Source organism: Senegalimassilia faecalis (assembly GCF_004135645.1).
Lineage (GTDB): Bacteria > Actinomycetota > Coriobacteriia > Coriobacteriales > Eggerthellaceae > Senegalimassilia > Senegalimassilia faecalis.
The window spans coordinates 2,289,458-2,308,465 of the sequence record NZ_SDPW01000001.1; the positions used below are offsets into that span (position 1 = coordinate 2,289,458).

General features: G+C 62.8%; 19 protein-coding genes and 1 pseudogene. 12 read left to right on the forward strand and 8 right to left on the reverse strand.

Going from position 1 to position 19,008, the window contains the following annotated elements; all coding sequences use genetic code 11:
* The first annotated feature begins 134 nt into the window (after window positions 1–134).
* The 8 genes from ET524_RS09530 (at window position 135) to ET524_RS09560 (ending at window position 7,082) form a co-directional block, all read left to right on the forward strand.
* Window positions 135–833 carry a hypothetical protein gene (locus ET524_RS09530; RefSeq protein WP_129425331.1) on the forward strand — a complete coding sequence of 233 codons (699 nt, stop codon included), beginning with the start codon at window positions 135–137 and terminating at the stop codon, window positions 831–833.
* Window positions 805–963 carry a hypothetical protein gene (locus tag ET524_RS11595; RefSeq protein WP_161566679.1) on the forward strand — a complete coding sequence of 53 codons (159 nt, stop codon included), beginning with the start codon at window positions 805–807 and terminating at the stop codon, window positions 961–963. Before ET524_RS09530 ends, ET524_RS11595 begins: the two co-directional genes overlap by 29 nt.
* 160 nt (window positions 964–1,123) lie before the next feature.
* Window positions 1,124–1,957 (forward strand): class I SAM-dependent methyltransferase, encoded by an 834-nt coding sequence (locus ET524_RS09535; RefSeq protein WP_129425333.1) that lies wholly within the window; start codon window positions 1,124–1,126, stop codon window positions 1,955–1,957.
* A complete protein-coding gene (locus tag ET524_RS09540; RefSeq protein ID WP_161566680.1) occupies window positions 1,954–2,937 on the forward strand; it encodes an ABC transporter permease in 984 nt (327 codons plus the stop codon). Before ET524_RS09535 ends, ET524_RS09540 begins: the two co-directional genes overlap by 4 nt.
* On the forward strand, window positions 2,930–3,850 hold the full coding sequence (locus ET524_RS09545; RefSeq protein ID WP_161566681.1) for an ABC transporter permease: 921 nt from the start codon (window positions 2,930–2,932) through the stop codon (window positions 3,848–3,850). Before ET524_RS09540 ends, ET524_RS09545 begins: the two co-directional genes overlap by 8 nt.
* Before the next feature lie 59 nt (window positions 3,851–3,909).
* Window positions 3,910–5,511, forward strand: coding sequence for an ABC transporter substrate-binding protein (locus tag ET524_RS09550; RefSeq protein ID WP_161566682.1), 1,602 nt, complete (start codon window positions 3,910–3,912; stop codon window positions 5,509–5,511).
* 12 nt (window positions 5,512–5,523) lie between these two features.
* Window positions 5,524–6,330: an ABC transporter ATP-binding protein gene (locus ET524_RS09555; RefSeq protein ID WP_129425341.1), complete on the forward strand. Its 807-nt coding sequence runs from the start codon at window positions 5,524–5,526 to the stop codon at window positions 6,328–6,330.
* On the forward strand, window positions 6,327–7,082 hold the full coding sequence (locus ET524_RS09560) for an ABC transporter ATP-binding protein (protein ID WP_129425343.1): 756 nt from the start codon (window positions 6,327–6,329) through the stop codon (window positions 7,080–7,082). Before ET524_RS09555 ends, ET524_RS09560 begins: the two co-directional genes overlap by 4 nt.
* Window positions 7,083–7,152: 70 nt before the next feature.
* Here ET524_RS09560 and ET524_RS11600 read toward each other — a convergent pair whose 3' ends face one another.
* Window positions 7,153–7,428 (reverse strand): hypothetical protein, encoded by a 276-nt coding sequence (locus ET524_RS11600; RefSeq protein ID WP_161566684.1) that lies wholly within the window; start codon window positions 7,426–7,428, stop codon window positions 7,153–7,155.
* On the reverse strand, window positions 7,412–9,769 hold the full coding sequence (locus tag ET524_RS11995; protein ID WP_236648301.1) for a hypothetical protein: 2,358 nt from the start codon (window positions 9,767–9,769) through the stop codon (window positions 7,412–7,414). The genes ET524_RS11600 and ET524_RS11995 overlap by 17 nt, the downstream gene beginning before the upstream one ends.
* Window positions 9,770–10,168: 399 nt before the next feature.
* Between ET524_RS11995 and ET524_RS11820 the strand changes: the two genes are divergently transcribed.
* Together ET524_RS11820 and ET524_RS12190 are read left to right on the forward strand one after the other, a co-directional pair.
* Complete coding sequence (locus ET524_RS11820) at window positions 10,169–10,561, forward strand: hypothetical protein (protein WP_201738770.1); 393 nt, start codon at window positions 10,169–10,171, stop codon at window positions 10,559–10,561.
* Between the two features lie 18 nt (window positions 10,562–10,579).
* A pseudogene (locus ET524_RS12190) lies at window positions 10,580–10,786 on the forward strand (carboxymuconolactone decarboxylase family protein); the annotation flags it as partial.
* A 383-nt stretch (window positions 10,787–11,169) separates the two neighbouring features.
* On the opposite strand, the gene ET524_RS09580 reads toward ET524_RS12190, so the two are convergent.
* The 6 genes from ET524_RS09580 to ET524_RS09600 all read right to left on the reverse strand — a co-directional run bounded on the left by ET524_RS09580 (window position 11,170) and on the right by ET524_RS09600 (window position 16,823).
* A complete protein-coding gene (locus ET524_RS09580; protein ID WP_161566685.1) occupies window positions 11,170–11,859 on the reverse strand; it encodes a SpoIIE family protein phosphatase in 690 nt (229 codons plus the stop codon).
* Between the two features lie 285 nt (window positions 11,860–12,144).
* Window positions 12,145–13,053: a hypothetical protein gene (locus tag ET524_RS09585; RefSeq protein WP_129425349.1), complete on the reverse strand. Its 909-nt coding sequence runs from the start codon at window positions 13,051–13,053 to the stop codon at window positions 12,145–12,147.
* Window positions 13,050–13,178: a hypothetical protein gene (locus tag ET524_RS12055; RefSeq protein WP_269089552.1), complete on the reverse strand. Its 129-nt coding sequence runs from the start codon at window positions 13,176–13,178 to the stop codon at window positions 13,050–13,052. Before ET524_RS12055 ends, ET524_RS09585 begins: the two co-directional genes overlap by 4 nt.
* A gap of 21 nt (window positions 13,179–13,199) precedes the next feature.
* Window positions 13,200–13,715 carry a hypothetical protein gene (locus ET524_RS09590; RefSeq protein ID WP_129425351.1) on the reverse strand — a complete coding sequence of 172 codons (516 nt, stop codon included), beginning with the start codon at window positions 13,713–13,715 and terminating at the stop codon, window positions 13,200–13,202.
* Window positions 13,715–14,626 (reverse strand): hypothetical protein, encoded by a 912-nt coding sequence (locus ET524_RS09595; protein ID WP_129425353.1) that lies wholly within the window; start codon window positions 14,624–14,626, stop codon window positions 13,715–13,717. Before ET524_RS09595 ends, ET524_RS09590 begins: the two co-directional genes overlap by 1 nt.
* 1,351 nt (window positions 14,627–15,977) lie before the next feature.
* Window positions 15,978–16,823 (reverse strand): DUF364 domain-containing protein, encoded by an 846-nt coding sequence (locus ET524_RS09600; protein WP_201738771.1) that lies wholly within the window; start codon window positions 16,821–16,823, stop codon window positions 15,978–15,980.
* A gap of 134 nt (window positions 16,824–16,957) precedes the next feature.
* On the opposite strand from ET524_RS09600, the gene ET524_RS12000 reads away from it, so the two are divergent.
* The gene (locus ET524_RS12000) at window positions 16,958–17,491 is read left to right on the forward strand and encodes a hypothetical protein (protein ID WP_129425355.1); all 534 of its coding nucleotides are present in this window, start codon (window positions 16,958–16,960) and stop codon (window positions 17,489–17,491) included.
* A 70-nt stretch (window positions 17,492–17,561) separates the two neighbouring features.
* The gene (locus tag ET524_RS09610; protein ID WP_129426212.1) at window positions 17,562–19,001 is read left to right on the forward strand and encodes an APC family permease; all 1,440 of its coding nucleotides are present in this window, start codon (window positions 17,562–17,564) and stop codon (window positions 18,999–19,001) included.
* Window positions 19,002–19,008: the final 7 nt, after the last annotated feature.

The window sequence follows — 19,008 nt, forward strand, 5'->3', positions numbered from 1 at the left end:
CGATTGCAAGAGGGAAATCGTTTTTATTTGCCAATCATGAAACAGCTGCAGCGAAATTGTCTCACGCCCGTTTTCACGCGCGTTTTCGCTTGTTACTTTGAACGCACCGTCACTTCATGTTAAAGGGGGTCTCAATGAGTGATTTCGCCACGTGCGGCATGACCGAAGACGAGGTGTACCGCGCATTCCAGGAGTATCTTGACAAGTTCGGCTTCGGCTATTGCGCCGTCGAAGGCGGCCACGAAATGGCCATGCTCAAGGGGTTCTACACGCCGCAGGAGGCGCTGTGGTGCATGGACATGCCGCGCAACGAGTTCTTCAGCGCGCAATGGTTCGCCGACGCGGAGGGCATGACGCTTGAGCAAGCGAAAGAAACGCTGCGTGACCTGGCCGTTCGCGGCAACATCTACCGCGAGAAAACCGCCGACGGCACCATGACCTACCACATGGAGCCCGCCGCCCACGGCATCTACGAGTTCCACGCCGGCAAAGTCATAAACGCCAACTGGATCCCGGGCCTGTACGGCACCATGGCCGGCGGCATGCTGGCCCAGGTATACGACGCGGGCATCCCGTTCTACCGCTGCGTGCCCGCCAAGTCCGAGCTGGTGCGCGACGGCGATCTTGAGCCCGACGACGACCTGTTCGCCATGCTTTCCACGCACCGCCGCTTCTGCGTGTCGCCGTGCGCATGTCTGCATGACGCCGTTCGAGTACGACGTCATGGCCGAGTACCTGACCACGGCGAAGCTGTCGCTACTGCGCATGTGGGCACTTTCGCCCATCGACCTGGACTTGGCGTACATGACGAAAGTCACGGACGCCACGCTTGAAGCCGGCCTGTGGGATCGCATCGACGAAGCCGCACACGCCCGCAAAGCCGGCGAAACGTTCCACCGCAGCACCATCGACGGACTAGCCGCCTCCCGCCCCTGGATAGCCTACCGCTACAACAAGCGCTAGCGAAGGCAGCGAAGCCTGACAAGGGGACAGGTTTCGTTCCCCGTCACGCCCTGCAACCTATCACGCAAGCCGATATACTTTAATGTTACCTTTTCTCAATTCGTAACACCATTCGGGCACAATTGTGTTACCTTTTCGATTCAAAAGGGAAAGGTTAGCAATGTCATATAGAGTTCGCGATGATTCAGCTGCCGACGCGGCATCTCGAATCGACCGCATTGTTCGTTATTGGAATCGCAGGTCGCAGACCTATTCGAACGGCGTGGTTACCGAGTTCGGGTCTGCCAACTATGCCGAATGGCGCACCATCCTCAACAGTCACATCGCCCAAATCAGCATGCAAAACAGCAAACGCGAACATGGCGCCGCAGAGCTGGCTGCGCTTGATCTTGGATGCGGCCCCGGCTTCTTCTGCACGCTTTTGTCCTCGCTTGGCTGCAAGGTTATCGGAATGGACTTCAGCGAGAAAATGATCGAGCAAGCCCGCACCAACGTCGCCACCTACGGCGTCCCCGAGCGCGTCTCCTTTAGAATCGGCGACGCGTCCCATACCGATTTCCCGAACGAGTCCTTCGACCTTATCGTGATGCGCAACGTCACCTGGCTTATGCAAGACCCTCTAGCCGCGTTCAAAGAATGGCACCGAATCCTTCGCCCGGGCGGAAGGCTCGTGTTCTTCGACGCGAACTGGTATCGCTACCTCGTTGACGAGGAAACCGACAGCGAGCGCCGATGCGACCAGGCCGACCCGGCAAAGCTCGGATGGGCGGACAACACGAAGGCCACCCAGGACGAAGAGGCCGAATGCGAAGCCATCGCACGCGAGCTGCCAATGACGGCCAAGTTGCGCCCCAAATGGGACGTTCACGCCCTAAAAAACGCAGGGTTCAAGGAAGCGCAGTCCGACGTCAACGTTTGGCGCAAGGTTTGGACGCCCGGCGAGCAGGCCTTCTACGCCTCATCTCCCCTGTTCATGGTGGCAGCCCAAAAATGAAGAAGCTCGTAGCAAGGCTCTTGGGGGCCTTCATCGTGGTCATGCTGGTCACGCTGATGGCGTTTTTGCTGTCTTACCTGTCCCCCTCCGATGCCGCCGTCCATTCATTCACTTCCATGGGAATAGCCCCGACCGAAGAGCAGCTTGCCGCGAAGCGCGCCGAGCTCGGCCTTGACCAGCCCTTCATGGTGCAATACCTGCAATGGATCGCAAACGTCCTTCACGGGGATCTTGGCGAATCATACCGAAACGGAGCTCCTGTAGCCGAAACGCTATTCGGGGCCATCCCTTATACGCTGGCGCTTTCGTTCGCGGCCATGGCACTCACGCTGTTGCTTGGCGTTCCGATTGGCTTGATGTGCGCGCAGCGTCAAGGGGGGCTGTTCGATCACGCAATGCGCGCGGTGACCTACCTTTTCAACTCCATGCCGTCGTTTTTCATAGCGCTTTTGCTGCTCTACGTCTTCTCGGTCAAGCTCAAGATGGTGGGGGTTCTGTCGACGCGTAACCTATCGGGAATCGCACTTCCCACGCTTGCGCTTGCGCTGCCGCTGACTGCGTGGTTCTCGCGCCAGATACGCGCCTACGCCATCGAGCAAATGTCGAAGCCCTATGTGAACGGCCTGCGATCGCGCGGCGTCGGCGAAGCGCGCATCCTTTGGGTGCACGTGCTCAGAAACATCTCCGTTCCCCTTCTCACCCTTGTGGGGGTTTCCCTGGGCATGCTTCTTGGCGGGTCGGCCATCGTCGAAAGCATCTTTCACTGGCCAGGGCTTGGCTTCGAGTCCATCGAGGCCATCGGCCACAGGGATTACCCGTTTATCGGCGCGTATGCCCTGACCATGGCCGTCATATACCTTGTCATGAACGGGATCATCGATGCCTCGTACCGCTTTATCGACCCAAGAATCAAAGGCGAGGGAATCAAAAAGCACCGCACGCGCAAGACGCTCAAGGCGCAAGGGGGCTCGCATGCGTAGCGGACGACAGAAAACAACCTTCATCATTGCGCTTGTCGCGTGCGTCACCTTCGTGCTGATGCTTCTGATCGCGCCCCTTGTCATCCCCGGCGACCCGAATGCAACCGAGCTTGCGAAAGCCCTGAAAGCACCCGGCACCGACGGATTCTTGCTGGGAAGCGATCAAGGTGGCAGAGACGTTCTGCTCAGAACGCTTGCGGGCGGCCGGGAATCGGTGCTCCTTGGATTCGGCGTCCTGCTTGTCGTGGTGGTAATCGGCACGTTCGCTGGGCTTCTCGGCGGATACGCCGGAGGCGCGGCGGACTACCTGGTGAACAAGGTGGTCACCGCTTTCCAAGCCTTCCCGAGCTTCGTTTTAGCCGTTGCCATCGCGGGAATACTCGGCCAAGGGACGATCAACATGATCATCGCCATCGCGGCGGTGTACTGGACTCAGTTCGCCCGCCTAACGCGCAGCATCGCCATCTCGTTCAAGCGCTCAGATTGCCTCAAAGCCGCGCGCATGTGCGGGGCGAGAACCCCTTCGATCATCCTCAAGTACCTTGTTCCCGAAATCGCAGGCCCCATCGCCATCATGGGCGCGCTTTCCATGAGCGACATCATCCTTACGATGGCAGGGCTTTCGTTCATCGGACTTGGGCCCGAGCGGCCCACGAACGAATGGGGCACCATGATCGCCGAGGCTCAACCGACATTCCAATACGCGCTGTGGTGCATGCTCGTGCCCATGGTTGCGCTGTTCATCGCCGTGGTGCTTTTCAATTTCCTCGGCGACTCGCTTCGCGATGCGCTTGACGCAAGGAACGCGCCGCAAGCATCCAAAACCAATCCAAGCTTCATATCGAAGCTTCTGGGAAGAAAGGGAAGGGAAAGGAAGGTGAGGCCTCTTACGAAGGGCAAGGCGAAACTATGAGGGTGAAAACCTTATCGAAACAGTTTGACGGTAAGAAAATGAGTACTACAGGAGTAACAATGGAAATGACGAAAAAGGGCATCGGGCGCATCTTCGCCACCATGCTTTTCGCCGGACTGCTTGCGGCGGCGCTGACGATGGTCGGCTGCGCCGGCAACGATGCCTCCACCGAGAGCAAGGCATCTTCGGCAAGCACCGAAAAGACCTTGCACGCGGGCTCGACGACGTACTTCTACGCCGAGAGCATGGATCCGGCATCCGATTGGGATAGCTGGTATCTGTCCTACTACGGAATCGTCGAGAATCTCTGCAAGGTGAGCGACGATCTGGGCCCCGAGCCTTGGCTGGCCAAGCAGGTTGAGCGCCAGGACGACCGCACGTGGATTGTCACGCTCAACGACGGCATCAAGTTCTCGAACGGCAAGTCCGTGGACGCAAACGCGGTCAAGACCGCCTGGGAGCGCACGTATGCCGAAAATTCCCGCGCCACGGAAGTTTTGGACTACGAGTCTCTTGAAGCTGACGGCAACACGCTGACCATCACCACCAAAGAGGCGCTCCCTTCCCTGGAGAACACCCTGTGCGATCCGCTGCTGTGCGTGTACTACGTTGGCGATGATGTGAACTACGCCAAGTCCACCCCGGGCACCGGCCCCTACGTCATGAAGGAGTTCAAGGCCGAGGATCATATCGTCATGGTTCCCAACGAGAACTACTGGAACGGCACGCCTAAGCTTTCCGAAGTGACGCTCACCTGCTTCGCCGACGACAACGCCATCACGATGGCGATGCAGAACGGCGAAATCCAGGCCGTAGCCATGCCTTCCGCATCCACGCTTACCACGCTGGAGGCTTCCGGCGACTATCAGGTGTCCCAACGCACGAACTCTCGCGCCGACTTCATTCGCATGAACATGACGCATCCCCTAATCCAGAACGACGCGATCCGCGAGGCAGTTGCTTACTGCATCGACCGCAACGGCTACGCTGACACCATCTGCAAGGGCTCGTCCACCGCTTCTTGGGGCGTGTACAGCCCGACTCTGCCGTTCGGCGGCACGGACGGCCTTGACGTCACGGTTTCTTCTTGCGATGTGGACGCAGCTAGCAAGGCCCTTGAGGCCGCCGGCATCGTCGACACCGACAACGACGGCGTGCGCGAGCTTGGCGGCACCCCCGTGGAGCTCGACCTGTACACCTGCACCAAGTACGAGCGCTTCGTCCAGCTTGCAGACGACCTCCAGTCGAAGCTTGCCCAGGCTGGCATCAAGCTCAACATCGTCCCGACGGATTACTTCATGGAAGACGCCGAGACGTTCGCCAAGGACGACCCCGACATGGCGCTTGACAGCTACGCGATGGCCCCGACCGGCAACCCGGCCTACTTCGCCAACATCGCCTTCGCAAGCACCTCTTCGAACAACTTCGGCAAGTACTCGAACCCCGATGTTGACGCGCTCGTCGCAAAGCTCAACACCACGTTCGACGAGAGCGAGCGCAACACCATCGCGAAGCAAATCAGCCAGAAAGTCCTCAACGACCTGCCGTTCGTGTTCTTCGCCAACTCCGAGTCCACGGTTGTTTACGACAAGAACGTCAGCGGCCTTGACGCTGCTCCGTCTGAGTACTATTTCGTCACCGTTGACACCGACGTCAAATAGAAAGTCTTCTTGATGCAAGATTGTGCTCAACAGCCGCTCTTGGAAGTTTCGAACCTGAGCGCCTCTTTCGGGGGCACTCAGGTTCTTCGTTCCATTAGCTTCAACATGCGCTCCGGCGAAAGCGTTGCCCTTGTGGGCGAAAGCGGCTCGGGCAAATCCACGCTGCTCAAAACCATCGCCGGCCTGGCGCCGAAAGCGCTGCGTGTTGACGCAGGGGGCATTCGCTATGCGGGACAAGACGTTCTGGGGCTTCGCGGCAAAACGCTGCGCGCGTACCGATGCGAGGGCGCGAAATACGTCTTCCAAAACGGCCAGGAATCGTTCGACCCGCTTTTCAGCGTTGGACGACAATTCGACGAGAGCTTGCGAGCGCACGGCATGCGCGCGGATGCGGGCACGAAGCTTGAGCTGCTTGAGCGCATGGGCGTGACGGACGGGGAGCGCGTTTTGTCCTCGCTTCCGTCCGAGCTGTCGGGCGGCCTGTGCCAGCGCGTGGCCTTGGCCATCGCGCTTGCGGGAGCCCCGCAGCTGCTTCTTGCCGACGAGCCTACAAGCGCGCTGGACAGCGACAACCGTAAAAAGGTCGCCAATCTGCTTCGCAAGGTGAACGAGGTTGACGGGGTCGCTCTGCTGCTAGTGACCCACGACATCGAGCTTGCAGCCGAGCTGGCACCGCGCATCATGGTCATGCACGACGGGGAAATCGTGGAATCGGGCTCGCGCGAAGAGGTGCTCGAGCGCCCCCGGGATCCGTATACGCGAACGCTTGTCGATTCCGTGCCCAAGATGGAACGAAGCTACAGGAGGGTCGCGCTATGACGAACCAGGCGCTTGATTCCGCGGAAGCGCTTTTGAGCGTGCAGGGCGTGTCGAAAACGTATCCCGACCCGCACTCGAAAGGCGAGTTCCAGGCACTCTCGAATGCGTCGATCGACGTCATGCCGGGCGAATGCGTGGGACTGATCGGCCCAAGCGGGTGCGGCAAATCGACCCTTGCGCGCATTATCGCCCGACTTGAAAAGGCCGATCAGGGCTCCGTAACGTTTTGCGGCCAAACAGTGGCAGCCGACAAGAAGCTGAGCCTTGAGGCAAAACGGAACCTGCGCAAAACGTGGCTTGGCATGCAGATGATTTTCCAGAACCCCGAGGCTTCGTTCTCGCCATCCATGAGTATCGGCGACGGCATACGAGAAGGACTAGTGTACCAGGAAGGCTACGACCGCAAAAGCGCGAAGAAACGAGTTTCAGAACTGCTTGAAGCGGTCGGTCTGCCCGCGTCGTACGCGTCGAAGCGCTGCTTCGAGCTATCCGGCGGCGAATGCCAAAGGGCGGCCATCGCCCGCGCCATCATCGCAAGCCCACGGTTGCTCATATGCGACGAGCCGACAAGCGCGCTTGATGTGACGGTGCAGGCGCGTATCATGGAACTGCTGAAAGAGCTGCGCAAGGAAACGAACACAGCGTTTCTTTTCATCACGCACAACATGCCGCTCATGAGCGAGTTCTGCACACGTGCCTACACCATGCGCGCCGGCACCATCGAAGCTGAACTGATTTCCGACAGCAAGTAAAACGCGCGACGGGGCGCCTCCCGCCCGAAAACCTGACAAAGGGACAGGTCATTTGTCAGGTTTTCTGCGTTTAGTCGCTGATGCGGATGGTTACGCCTTCGTAGACGGGGATTTCGAGCACGTCGTAGGGGCTTAGGGTGAACACGGTGCCTTCGGGCGCTAGCGGCAGGTCGGGCTGGCGGGCGAAGCGGCGTGCGCGGTCGAGGCGACGGGCGGCTGCGTCGTCATGGCGCGACAGGCTGAACTGGGTCGGCGCGGCGTCCGTGTCGGCAATGATGCCGTTCTTGCCGTCCAGGCACGCCGCGCTGAAGCGGTGCCCGTTGCGCTCGTCAAGGAACAGCGCCACGTGCCTGCTGCTGATGACGCGCAGGTGCCGCGCCGCTTCCTCGTCGAGCTCGACGCCGGCGGGACGGCACTCGAGCGTGATGCTCTTCTCGAACGCAACGAAGCGGTCGAACGCGGCGGATAGGCACGACTCCAGCAGCGGGAGCGTTTTTTTCGCCTTCTGATTCGGCCCACGCAAGCACGCCGCATGTCAGGAAATCCATGATGGTGGGCGCGAACAGGCGCTTCCCCACCGGGCCAAACGCGGGCGGTATCGCGGCCGCCACGCACGCACGCAGTTGGGCAAGCAGCTGGTTGCGCGAGATGTCGAGCATGCGGTCGCGCGCCGGCACCTTAACGCCGCTGGCGCCGGCCGCAACCGCCTGAGCCACCTTGACGGCGCCGTGGTCGACGAACCCGAAGTCGTCTTCCACCCGTAGCTGCGTAAGGCGCGCCGCGGCGGCGTTCCACCCCACGCGCCTCGCAAGCGCATACAGGCTATCGAGCTCCTGGGCTTCCAGGGCGGCCACGATGCTGCCGCTGCCCTGGAACAGGCACTTGCGCAGCGTTGTTTTCGACGGCGCCTCTTCGGGCGCGGCCGCCACTTCCGGGCTGGCGCAGAACCGCTGCACAGCGCGCTCGAAGCCATCGCGTAAACGCGCGAAACCAAGGCTCGCCGCGGCGTTCGCCGGGAAGCATTCCTCACGCACTAGGCGCTTCACCAACGGAACCCAACGCTGCTCGTCTGCGCCGAACACGGCATCTATCTCCTGGTCAACGAAGCGTTCCGCATACGACATGCCGCGCGCACCCTCGGCAGCGGGCGCGCCCGCAACAATGCCCGAATCCGCTTCGAAGCCGGCATTCGATTCAGCTTCCGAATCCATGCCCGTGCGCAGCGCACCACGCGAACCGTCGCCCGCAAACGCGTCTTCGCCCTCGCTCACACCCGCAGCAACACCGACGCCGAAATACGCCCGCGCCACGCCCGACAGCGCGCGGCGCAGCCCATCCCACTTCGAGCTATCGTAACGCCGCCCCACGATGCACAGCAACGCGCCACCCGGCACGTCCGCTTCGGTTGCGGGAAACTCGATGGCCCTGCTGGCGGTGAACGCGGCGCCCGACAACGCATGATTCACGCTGATGGTAACGGGCGGCGCGCCGATGCCCAGCGCAACGTTGTCGCCAAGCCCGCGCGGCACGCAGTCCGAAGCTTCCACGGTGCCTTCGCCAAGCGAGCCCTCGCCCGCAAAGGCAAACGGCAGCTCCTGGCAGTTGACGATGCCCACCACCGGCGCCAAGTACACGCCGAACACCAGGTTCGCCTTGCACTTGAGCGCCTCGGGGAACAACGCAGCGTCGAACGACCGGAATAAATCGGCAACCGACAGCTCCACGAGCAGCTCGCGCGCCTCAGCCGTGCCGCCGCGCGGGTCGTCCACCATGCTATCGGGCACGAATGGCCCGCCCGGCCGTACGGCGGCCTCGACCAGCGCGACGTAACGCGCCCGATTCTCAACCATCAGCGCCCGGAAGCGTTCGCCGCGCATGGCCTCGATGCCCTCGTCGTTACGCACGATCTCGTCGATAAGCGCATTGATGGGCTCAGCCACCAGCGCCTCTTCGCCCTCGCCTTCGCCCCACGCCTCGCCCGGGCAGCAGCCCCACCAGCGTTCCGTGTCGAAAAAGCGGCTGCCGAACAGGTTCGGCGCGAACGCGGCGTCAAGCGCCACCGGCTTCGCGCCGGGGCCGCGATTGCCCGAAAACGGCTGCCAAACCTTGCAGCAATCCTGCTTCGCAACCCAAATGGGAACAAGCCGGCGAAACGCCCGCAGCATAAACGTGTTGTCGCCGATTTCCGCCTGGCGCTTCGCCTGCGCGCGCAGCCCGTCGTAGAACAGCAGCTCGTCTTCCATGGCCGCGGCGATGGCGACGGCCTCTTCGCGCTGCTGCGGCGTGAACGACGCGTCGGAAAGTAGCGCATCAAGCTGCTCCTCGATAACCTCGACCAGCGGCTTCGCGTAGTGCGCGTCCACATTGCGCTTCGAGCGCGGCAGGAACGTTTCGCCTGATGAGAAGTGCTTCAGCGGGTCCTTCCCCGTCAGGAAGTTGCCGCTCATGCCCACGGCGTCAAGATGCACGCACAGCTGCTCGACGATGGGATTGTGCGTCGGGTTGGGGTAATGGCGGAAGTACGTGGTGTTGGCCAGCACGCGCTGCAGGCGCATCTCGCGCAGCGCGTCGCCGGCAGGAAAGCCCGCGCCCTTCGCAAGCGCGCAGCCGTCGGCGCGCTCGGTGGGGCAAGCGTCCACCCAACCCGCCAGCGCCTTCGCAACCGCCTTCAACGAACGCTCACCCATGCGCGCACCTTTCCCTTTCCCTGCCGCTTGCCATCATTTTCCACCATTTCACCTGTGAGCGAACGTCAGAATAGCAATTCCCGAACAAACGGGGCATCTGGCCTTATGCGGCTGCGCGGCTGTCGCGCTATTAGCCAATACTTATAACCGCTCCAAACAACAGGCCAGCCCACATGAAAGCACAGACACAAACGGCAAGAATCGGCGAAAGCAGAGCCAATCAGCATTCCATCCATTAGCCTTATCTTTCTAGTCATTTCTAACCATTTGCTAATCATAATGAACAGAAGAAGCCATTTGCACTTCTCGGCAAATCATCAGGAGATAACGCGAAAAGAAGTGCAGGCGCTCCTTGATGTCGGGCAGTCGACGGCTAGGCGAGTCGTAAAGGAAATCGATGTGCGGATAGCGCGCGGCTACCTGGGATGGCTGGCCACGCTTTTAGGTTGCCAGGGCATCGACGAGTACCGCGCCATGCTGCCCGCCGCGCTGCGCTGCGGCATCACGCCTGTTCAGGCGAAGGAAATCGTCTATCAGGCCGTGGCCTACCTTGGCATCGGGCGCGTGTTCCCGTTCCTGAAGGCAACGAACGAGATTCTGGAGACGCAAGGCGTGGAGCTGCCCCTTGCCGAACAAGCCACAACCGACCCTACGCGCGAAAGCCGCATGACCGGCGGCGAACAGGCGCAAATCGCCATCTTCGGCGAAGGCATGCGCGACTACCAGTCGAAGGGCAACCCCGATTTCCCCTGGATCATCGAGCGGCTTGTGGACAACTGCTTTGGAGACTGATACACGCGAAGCGGCCTTGACCTGCGGCAACGCGAGCTGGCCACGTTCTGCTACATCGCGGCGCAAGGTGGTTGCGACGCGCAGGCAAAGGCGCACGTCGCCGCCAACCTCTCGGTAGGCAACACCAAAGAGCTGCTTGTTGTCGTTGTGTCCGGCAACCTGCCCTTCATCGGCTACCCCCGCACACTCAACGCCCTCGCAGCCATCGAAGACGCAAGCAAGTAGAGAAGTCGGGAAGGAATTCTCTTGGGGGTGGCAAGAGACGACCCTAGCGCCACGCAACATCGAGCCTGCCCCCGCCACCCCCCTCGCGCACCGTGCGGCTAAACCCGCTGTCCCTTGCCAGGTTTAGCAAAAATCGCTCATGTATGTGATTTAATTGCTCTTCGCCACCTACAACGACAAGAACAACTTGCATATCACCAGGTCACAGACTTGCCGTTATTCTCGTTAACCCGTCAAATTGGGTTAAATCACATACATGAGCGATTTTTGTTGCCCAAGGAGCCCAATCTGACAAGGAAGCACGAAAAGGGACGGGTCGTTTGTCGCGTTTGCCAGACCCGACAAGGGGACAGGTCGTTGTCAGCTCAGTGGTTTCCCGTCGGTTATGCGGAGCGACGAAGGGCGAGGGCGGAGGCGTCGTCGGGGGTGAGGCCTTCCACGGCGCGGGCGAGGGCGCGTTCGGCTAGGTCAGCGGCTTGTTCACCTTCCGCCGCGCGGGCGATTGCGCCCACATTCGCGTAGCGCCAGCAGCCGTCCGTGGCCACCAGCAGAGCGGCGTTCGGCGGCAGGTCAGCCGAACCCGACGCAGAGCGCTTCGGGCATCCCAGGTAGTTCGTCAGCTTGCCATCCGCGCTGTCTAGCTGCGACAACAGCTTCGCCTTGCCATCGTGCAGGCCGAACACGGCCACGTCGCCTTTGCTGGCCCACTCCACGTGGTTGCCGCGCACGCGCAAGCTCACACCCGCCGCGCCGCCGTGGCGATGCACCACGTGTCGCTCCAAGTTGCCCGCCGCCTGCGACGCCAGGTCAAGCGCGGCGCGAGCGGACAAACCCTCCTCAAGCGCGTCGAGCCCCACGCGCGCCGACGCCGCCGCATACAGCGCGGCGTGCGCCCGACCGCCCATCCCGTCCACCACCATCGCGCATTCGCCGGAATCCGACACCAGCACCACGTCCTGATTCTCCCGATGCGCCCGACGCAACGACGCCGCCGTAATCTCCATCCCATCAGGCGTTTTCGCTGCCGTGCTTTCAATCCACATGCCTCTCGGACACTCAATTGCCGCCTTCATTGGGCCCGCCTCCCTTCCTTTCAACGCTGATGAACGCTGCCGCTTGAGCACGCGAATGAACGCATAAGCAAAGCGAATCTGCCCGTCATGCGCGCCTTTGCCGCCGCGCCTGCTCATGCGGCAGCGCACCGCTTCTCATCAAAATGGCGAACAGGGGCAGCAAGCAAAGCGATTTCCCTTGCGGCCCCGTTCGCCCGTCTTCGTTCCCGTGAGCCATCGCCATTTGACCTCGCGAAACATGCGGCACCCCGACCCGATGAAGCGGGCAGGGGCGCCGCGAGGCTCTTACGCAGCTACCTGGTCGCGAGCGGGGCTGGCGTGCATGCCGCCGACAGCAGCGGCATCAACGGCCGAGGCAAGCGCAGGCGCATCGACCACCGACGCATCGGCGGCAGCAGCGCCGGCATCGGCAACCCCAGCAGCCCCGACCCCGGCGCCCGCGAACGCGACCTGCGACGTGCGCGCCAGCGCGGAAAGCTGCCGCGAGAAGCGGACACGGCTGTCGGTGATGGCCGTGGTGAAGCGGATAAAGTCGTTCTGGAATTCGCCCGAAAGCGTCAGCAGGCCTTGATACAGGCTCTCACCTGCGCCTTCGCACGCGCAGAACGCCTCGCTCTTCGCCAGGTCCGCAAGCTGGCCCGCCGCCTGAACGCGGGCGTCCACGTCGTCTAAGTCGGCCCGCAGGCGCAGCTTGAGCGCCTGCAACTCCGCACGCTCGGCACGCAGCGCGCTGTACTGCTTCCAGTACGACGCGATGGCCTCGCCCGCCGACAGCGCCAGCATCACCAGCACCAGGAACACGCCCTTGAGCACCGCCGTGGCCTCGCCCGATTCGAACACGGTGCTGGCCACGTCGGACGCGAAGCGCAGCCCGGCGATGATGAGCGCGATCGACGCCGCCGCGCCCAACGCCGCGGCGCACGCTTTGCGCGAGCCCATGGCGAAGTTGTTCGCGCCCACGCGCGGAAGCACCCACAGCGTGGCGGCGCAGCCAAGCGAGATGACGATGGCGATGATGTTCGACACCAGCATCGCCTGACCCTCTTCGCTGCCCGACACGATCTCGGTCACAGCTCCGTCGAACAGGCTGTCGACGTCGAGCGCCTTGCACACCGCCGTGTAGTCCAAGCAGGCATTCGCCAGCACCAACAGCGCGATGACCAGCACCAATCCAATTCCCTTGCGCGTTTTCATCGGGTTACCTCCTTGCCTTCCTCTGCATTCTCCGCACGTGTCTCCGCGCGCGTCTCCACCTTGTCCGACTCCGCCGCCTCTTTTGTCTCGACCGGCTTTGCCGCCTCTGCTTTCTCGGCCATCATCTCCGTCGCACCCTTCCTTGCCTACGCGTCCGCCCCGGTCGCATTCGCCGAGGTTGCCGTTTCCATCTGCCACTTCTCGGCCGAGCCAGCTTGTCCGACAGCACGTCCGCGACCACCCTGCCCCGCCGCCGCGCGCTCGCGCTTGCCGAATGTCAGCTCCGCCAGGCGGTTGTCGCAGCGCTCAAGCTGAGCCGCCAGCGACGCGCGGTGCGTGGCCTCAAGCTCGGTGCGGTAGCGGATGAACCCCGCGTCCACCTGCGCCACGTAGGCGCCCAGCTGGCCAAGCAGCGTGCGCGGATACTGGTCGATGCCGCTTTCGTGAAACGCCGGATGCGCGGCCGCGGCTCCGACCAGGCGTTTCGCCGTGGCCTCGAAGTCGGGAGCCGGCGGCGTGTCGAACGCCACGCCCAAGCGCTCATCGGCACACAGGTCGCTGGCGCTGGGGACGCGCGCCTCGCCCGCCGCGCTCGACACGCGCGGGAACTGTGGGGCGCCATCGTTCTTGCGGCCGAACAGGCCCTTCATGCTGAAAGCCATCAGCGTACTCCTTCCTCACGTGCGTCAACGGAAACGCCCGCACCGGCAGCAGCATCTGCCACGGCAACGGCAACATCGGCAGCGTCGCCAGCAGAGCCGAGCTTGCCAGCATCGGCGCCGGCTTTTTCGCCAGCTCCAACGTCCACTTCACCCGCGCTGCCTTCGCCAGCCAACTCCGCCAGCTCGGACAACTCGATGTCCGGGAGCTTCTCGAGTACGCCGGGAAGCACGTACGGGCGGTTCAAGCCGGCGCGCTTGTGCGACCAACGCAGGTGGGAAAGCGCCTGTTCACGAAAGTGGTTCTGGCAGTACGCCATGTTGCGCTCCATGCTTTCGGCCAGCAGCGCCTGGATGCGGCGGGCGCGGTTGAGCAGCGCCGTCAGCTCATCGCGGCGCGCCTCGGCCGCCGCAAGCGCCGCCTTCTTGCGAGCGCGAACGACGTCGCTGTCGTGGCTGGCCACCGCGCTGCGATCGGCCTCGGACAGCCCATCGGTGGCGCTCAAGTCCACCTCTGGCTCCTGCTTCGCCGCCTCCTCGGAGCGCGCCACCTCGCCGCCCACCGACGCGCACAGCTGCTCGGCCGCGTCGACGGCGATGGTGGCCACGTGCAGCGTGGACGAGTAGTCCTCCACCTGGGATTTCACGTGCGAACGACAGCGGCTCTCAAGCACCTGCAGGTACGGCGAGTCGCACACGCCGTTTTCGTCCTGCTTCACCTGGCTTGCCCACAGAAGCGCCATCATGCGCTGCGCGCGGATGCGCGGATTGAACGTTTCGGGGAAGATTTTCACGCGCTGGCCAAGCTCGACCTGGCGCTGCTCGCACCATTCGCACGCGTTGACCAAGTCGGCTTCCGTCTTGAACTCGACGGGCTTTTCGACCACGCGACGCGCCTCGGCTTTTCCTTTCATGCTGGTCTCCTTTGCCATCGGTAACCTGACGGCTTACACCCTAGCGACCGCATTTCACCCCCATTGCGCAACGAAAGCGAAGCCGCCCCGCGCCGGCGTGCTCGGAACCGCCCTGCGCCGGCAGGCCTTTGCCATCCACCACCGCTTTCGCCCGCGCGCACCCGATGGCAGCCGGGAACATCAGGCGATATCCGCGAACGATGGGCGGCAGCCCATCACGCCCTAAAGCCCGACAAACGGCCTGGACGGTTGTCGGGCTTTAGGGGCGGTGAAAATTGCAACCATCAACGGCCACGCGCTATGCAGCTCGCCTGCAACCAGCACGCAAAACGCGTCGCGCGCCTGGATCCGCACCCCCCCCTCACACGTCCGTCACGCCTTTCCGCCTACAAACCCACTGGCAGCATTCAGGAACACGGAATTATGGCCACTGTTGGCCAGTTTTTCGCGTTCCTGAATATTTGGCGGCAGGTCGCGACCACTAGGATTCGGCGCATCTTGGTGGCAGCTGGATTACACGTCTATGACCTGGGGTTTCGTCAATAGCCACAAGCTGTTACCTCGCAGCAAAAACAAGCACGCCTCAAGGCCATTCAGCTTCTCCAATTTCTGACCCCGATTCGTTCAGGTTCTCCAAAAAGTGGCAAACAGTGGCCATTTTCGCGAGAAGCTGAACGCGCGTGGTAAAGCCGGGCGCAGTCCGCCCGGTAAGTGAAGCAACAAGGAGAACCTCGCGCCGAAAATCTGGCAACAACCCGTCGTTTTGCGGGCCCGCCTCGCCCCCCCCACCTAGCGAACAACCTGCCCCTTTGCCGGCTCGCCCCCTTTCCGGCAACCGCCCTGTCGCTTTCCGACTCGCCCTTCTCGACAACCGCCCTGTCGCTTTCCGGCTTGCCCCTTGCCCGGCGAACATCCTGCCCCTTTGCCGGGTTAGACTCCCCATGCATAGCAAAAATCGCTCATGTATGTGATTTAGCTCGATTTGGCAAGGTAAAGAAAACCGCAGCACATCTGTGACCTGGGGAAACGCAAGATGTTCTTATCGTTCTAGACAGCAGAGCGCAATTAAATCACATACATGAGCGATTTTTGCGCGCAAGCAGCCTATACAGCACGAAAAGGGGGCGTCCCCTTGTCGAGACGCCCTGCCCCGTCCGTCAAGGCGCGCTTCCAAGCAGGCGAAAGCGTGCCACGGCCGCTGCCATGCCTTCGCTTTCTGTACCCCCAAGAAAGCCAGCGAAGTGGGCGAACGCTGACTGAATGCGTTCTGGCAATATTTGTCGAGCGGGAGCAATGCCGCCCGTGGCACCGCCAGGGCCGATGGTCGACTCCTGGCGTTGCCGCGAAAGTGCTACTTCGCTTTCAGGCTGGCCATGGTCAGCGCTTCGCCGAACAGCGGGCCGGCGCCGTTCATCACGGCGAAGCGGACACGCTCGGGGTCGGCCACCACGCTTCCGGCCAGCTCATGCACGCCGCAGTCGAACAGCTGCGGGCTCATGACCACGCTGGGGCCCACCATCGCCGTCAGCGCGTCGCGCGACAGCGCAAGCAGGCGCGGCGCCGTTTTGTTGATGAACGTCACGCCCGTGATGAACGCGAAATCGGCCTGCGGCAGCACGAACTCGCACGCCGAATCGGGCGTGTCCAGGCCGTCGCGGCAGTTGCGCTCGAGCACCGTGAGGTTCGCGTACTCGGCAATGTCGGTCACGTGCGGGAAATGTCCCACCACCACGACGTTCGCGCCGTCGCACGCCGCGATCTCGCCGCGATACGCCTGGAACGCGTCCTTCGGCCCGCCGCCGCGCTCGCCATCGGCGGGCCGGTCGGCGTTCGAATCATATTCGCAGCCCAACGGGTCAAGCAGCTCGCGGCGCGCGTACCAGGCGTTCAGCGCCGCCACGCCCAGCGACGCCTCCTCGAAGCACCACGATTTCGCCAGCTCAGCCACGTGGCGCAGCTTCATGCCGCGCAGGTCGGCCTTAAACGCGCGCTTTCCGCCGCCGCGCGTGGTGAACGCCACGCCCATGCCGCAGTCAGCTTCCACATACGACCAGTTCAGGCCCAGGCAATAGTCGCGCACTTCCACGTCTTCCGGAATTCCCGCGATAAGCTGGTTGTACAGGTCCCACGCCGTGCCGGGCGCGTACGTCCCGGGGTACGCGATGGGCGAAGCGGCGTCAAAGCTCATGGTCGACATGGCACGTCCTTTCATAGCGAAACGGTGCGGCGCGTCCCTTCAAGCCGCAATTCCGTATTATTCTCATTAAGCACTAATGATACAACGAACGACGAAACGATGGGGCCTCCACGCTGTTCCTGCTGACCGGCGACGTGCAAATCGGGAAAACCAGATGGCTTGAGAAGCTGTGCGGCGACCTGGCAGCCGCGGGCGTTTGCGTTGCCGACGTCATCGCGCCTGGTCAGTGGGTGCCGCGCGCCGAGGGGCAACCCGATGGCAGGCACGGGTTCGACGGCGAAGGACGCTTCGAGAAGCTCGGCATCGACAACGTGCTGCTGCCGCAAGGCGAGCGCATCGTGTTCGCGCGCCGCCGCGACCTAGCGGAAGGCGACCAACCATTCGCGCAGGGCGAGCAAGCGAAGGCCGCACAACTTGCCTGGGCCATCTCCAACGAGGCAATCGCCCAGGTCAACAACCATTTCGCCATGCTAGCGAAAATGGGACAAGGGGACAGTCCCTTTGTCCCATTCGCAACCAAGGAATCGAACAGGAAAACGTGCGGCGGCGGAAGCCCAGCTGCCACAACGAAGCCAGAAAACCACACAGGCACGCGAACGCGCCACTCGCCTGGCCACACGCGCTCGCAGCACCCGCGCACCGCCCGCACAACGAAAGGATCGCCATGAGCAACCAACCTGCGGCACCGCCGCCGGCGCGCCCGCCGCAAGCGGATCGGGCCTTAAGCGCACGCTGGGGCTGCGCGAAGCCATCACCATCACGGCCGGCACCGTCATCGGCGTGGGCCTGTTCACCACCGGCGGCAACGTGGTGGGCGAGATGGGCCCGTTCGTGGTGCTGGCTACGGCGCTTGCGGCGCTCATCAGCATCTATCCCGCCCTCATGTACGGCGAGATGGGCGCGGCGCTGCCGTTCGCGGGCGGCACGTACCAGTACGCGTCGCTGGGCCTGGGGCGTCCCGCCGGGTTCTTGGCCGGCTGGAACTTCATCATGTCGCTCATCGCCGTCACCGGCGGCGAAGCGCTGGCGTTCAGCTACTACTTCAAGACTATCTTCCTGGCCGTGGGCATCGAACTGCCCGTTGACGACGTGGTCATCGCCATCATCGCGCTGGTTGCGTTCATCATCGCGAACGTGCGCGGCGTGGAGCTGACGGGCAAGCTGCAAAATGGCTTCATGTTCTTCTTCTGGGGCGTGGCGGCCATCTGGTTCATCAGCATGATCCCGAACGTCCAGCTGCCGAATTTCGTGACGACACCCGACTTCATGGGCGACATGGGCGCGGGCGGATTCATTGCCGCCGTGGCCATGATCTGGTGGTGCTTCGCCGGGTTCGAGACGTGCTGCGCCATGGGCGAGGAAATTCGCCATCCGCAGATCAACATTCCGCGCGCCATGATGCTGTCGCCGTTCATCATCTTTGTGGTGAATGCCCTGTTCCAGTGGTTCCTCGTGGGCATCGTGCCCGCCGACGGGCTGGCCGCCGTGGCCGAGTCGTCCGCGCCGTACGCCGAGGCCATGATGAGCGCCGGCATCCTGGGGCTGCCCCTGCTGCTGCTGGCGCTGGGCGTGTCGTTCGGCGGCGACTTCTCCACGCTGAACGCGTCGATCGCCGTGCCTCCGCGCTACCTGTTCACCATGGCGCGCGACGGCAGCCTGCCCGCCGTGTTCGCCAAGCTGCACCCGAAGTACCGCACGCCGTACGTGGCCATCATCGCGCTGGGCGTGCTGACCGTGGCGCTGGTTGCGACGAGCACGCTGGACTACATCGCGTCGCTGTCGCTGTTCGCCGACCTGTTCTACTACGTCATCGGCATGATCGCGTGCCTGGGTCTGCGCCGCAAGCTGCCCGACCTCGCGCGTCCGTTCAAGGTGCGCGGCATGCTGCCCGGCGCGGTGATAAGCATTGCCATCTACGTGGTGATGATGACGCAACTTGACACGGAAGCCCTGGTCACCGGCGTGATTTATTGCGTGGTTGGCCTGGTGATCTACGCGGTGTGCGCCAAAGTGTACGGCCCGCACACCATCGACGTGAACGCCGTGCAAGACGCCACCGAGCCCACCCCCGCCGAGCGAGCCAAGATGGACCGCGAATTCCACATCTGGATCGCCGCCGCCGTGGCAGGCTGCGTGCTGGTGGCCGCGCTGTACTTGCTGCCGGTGGTGCTGGGATAACAAGCGG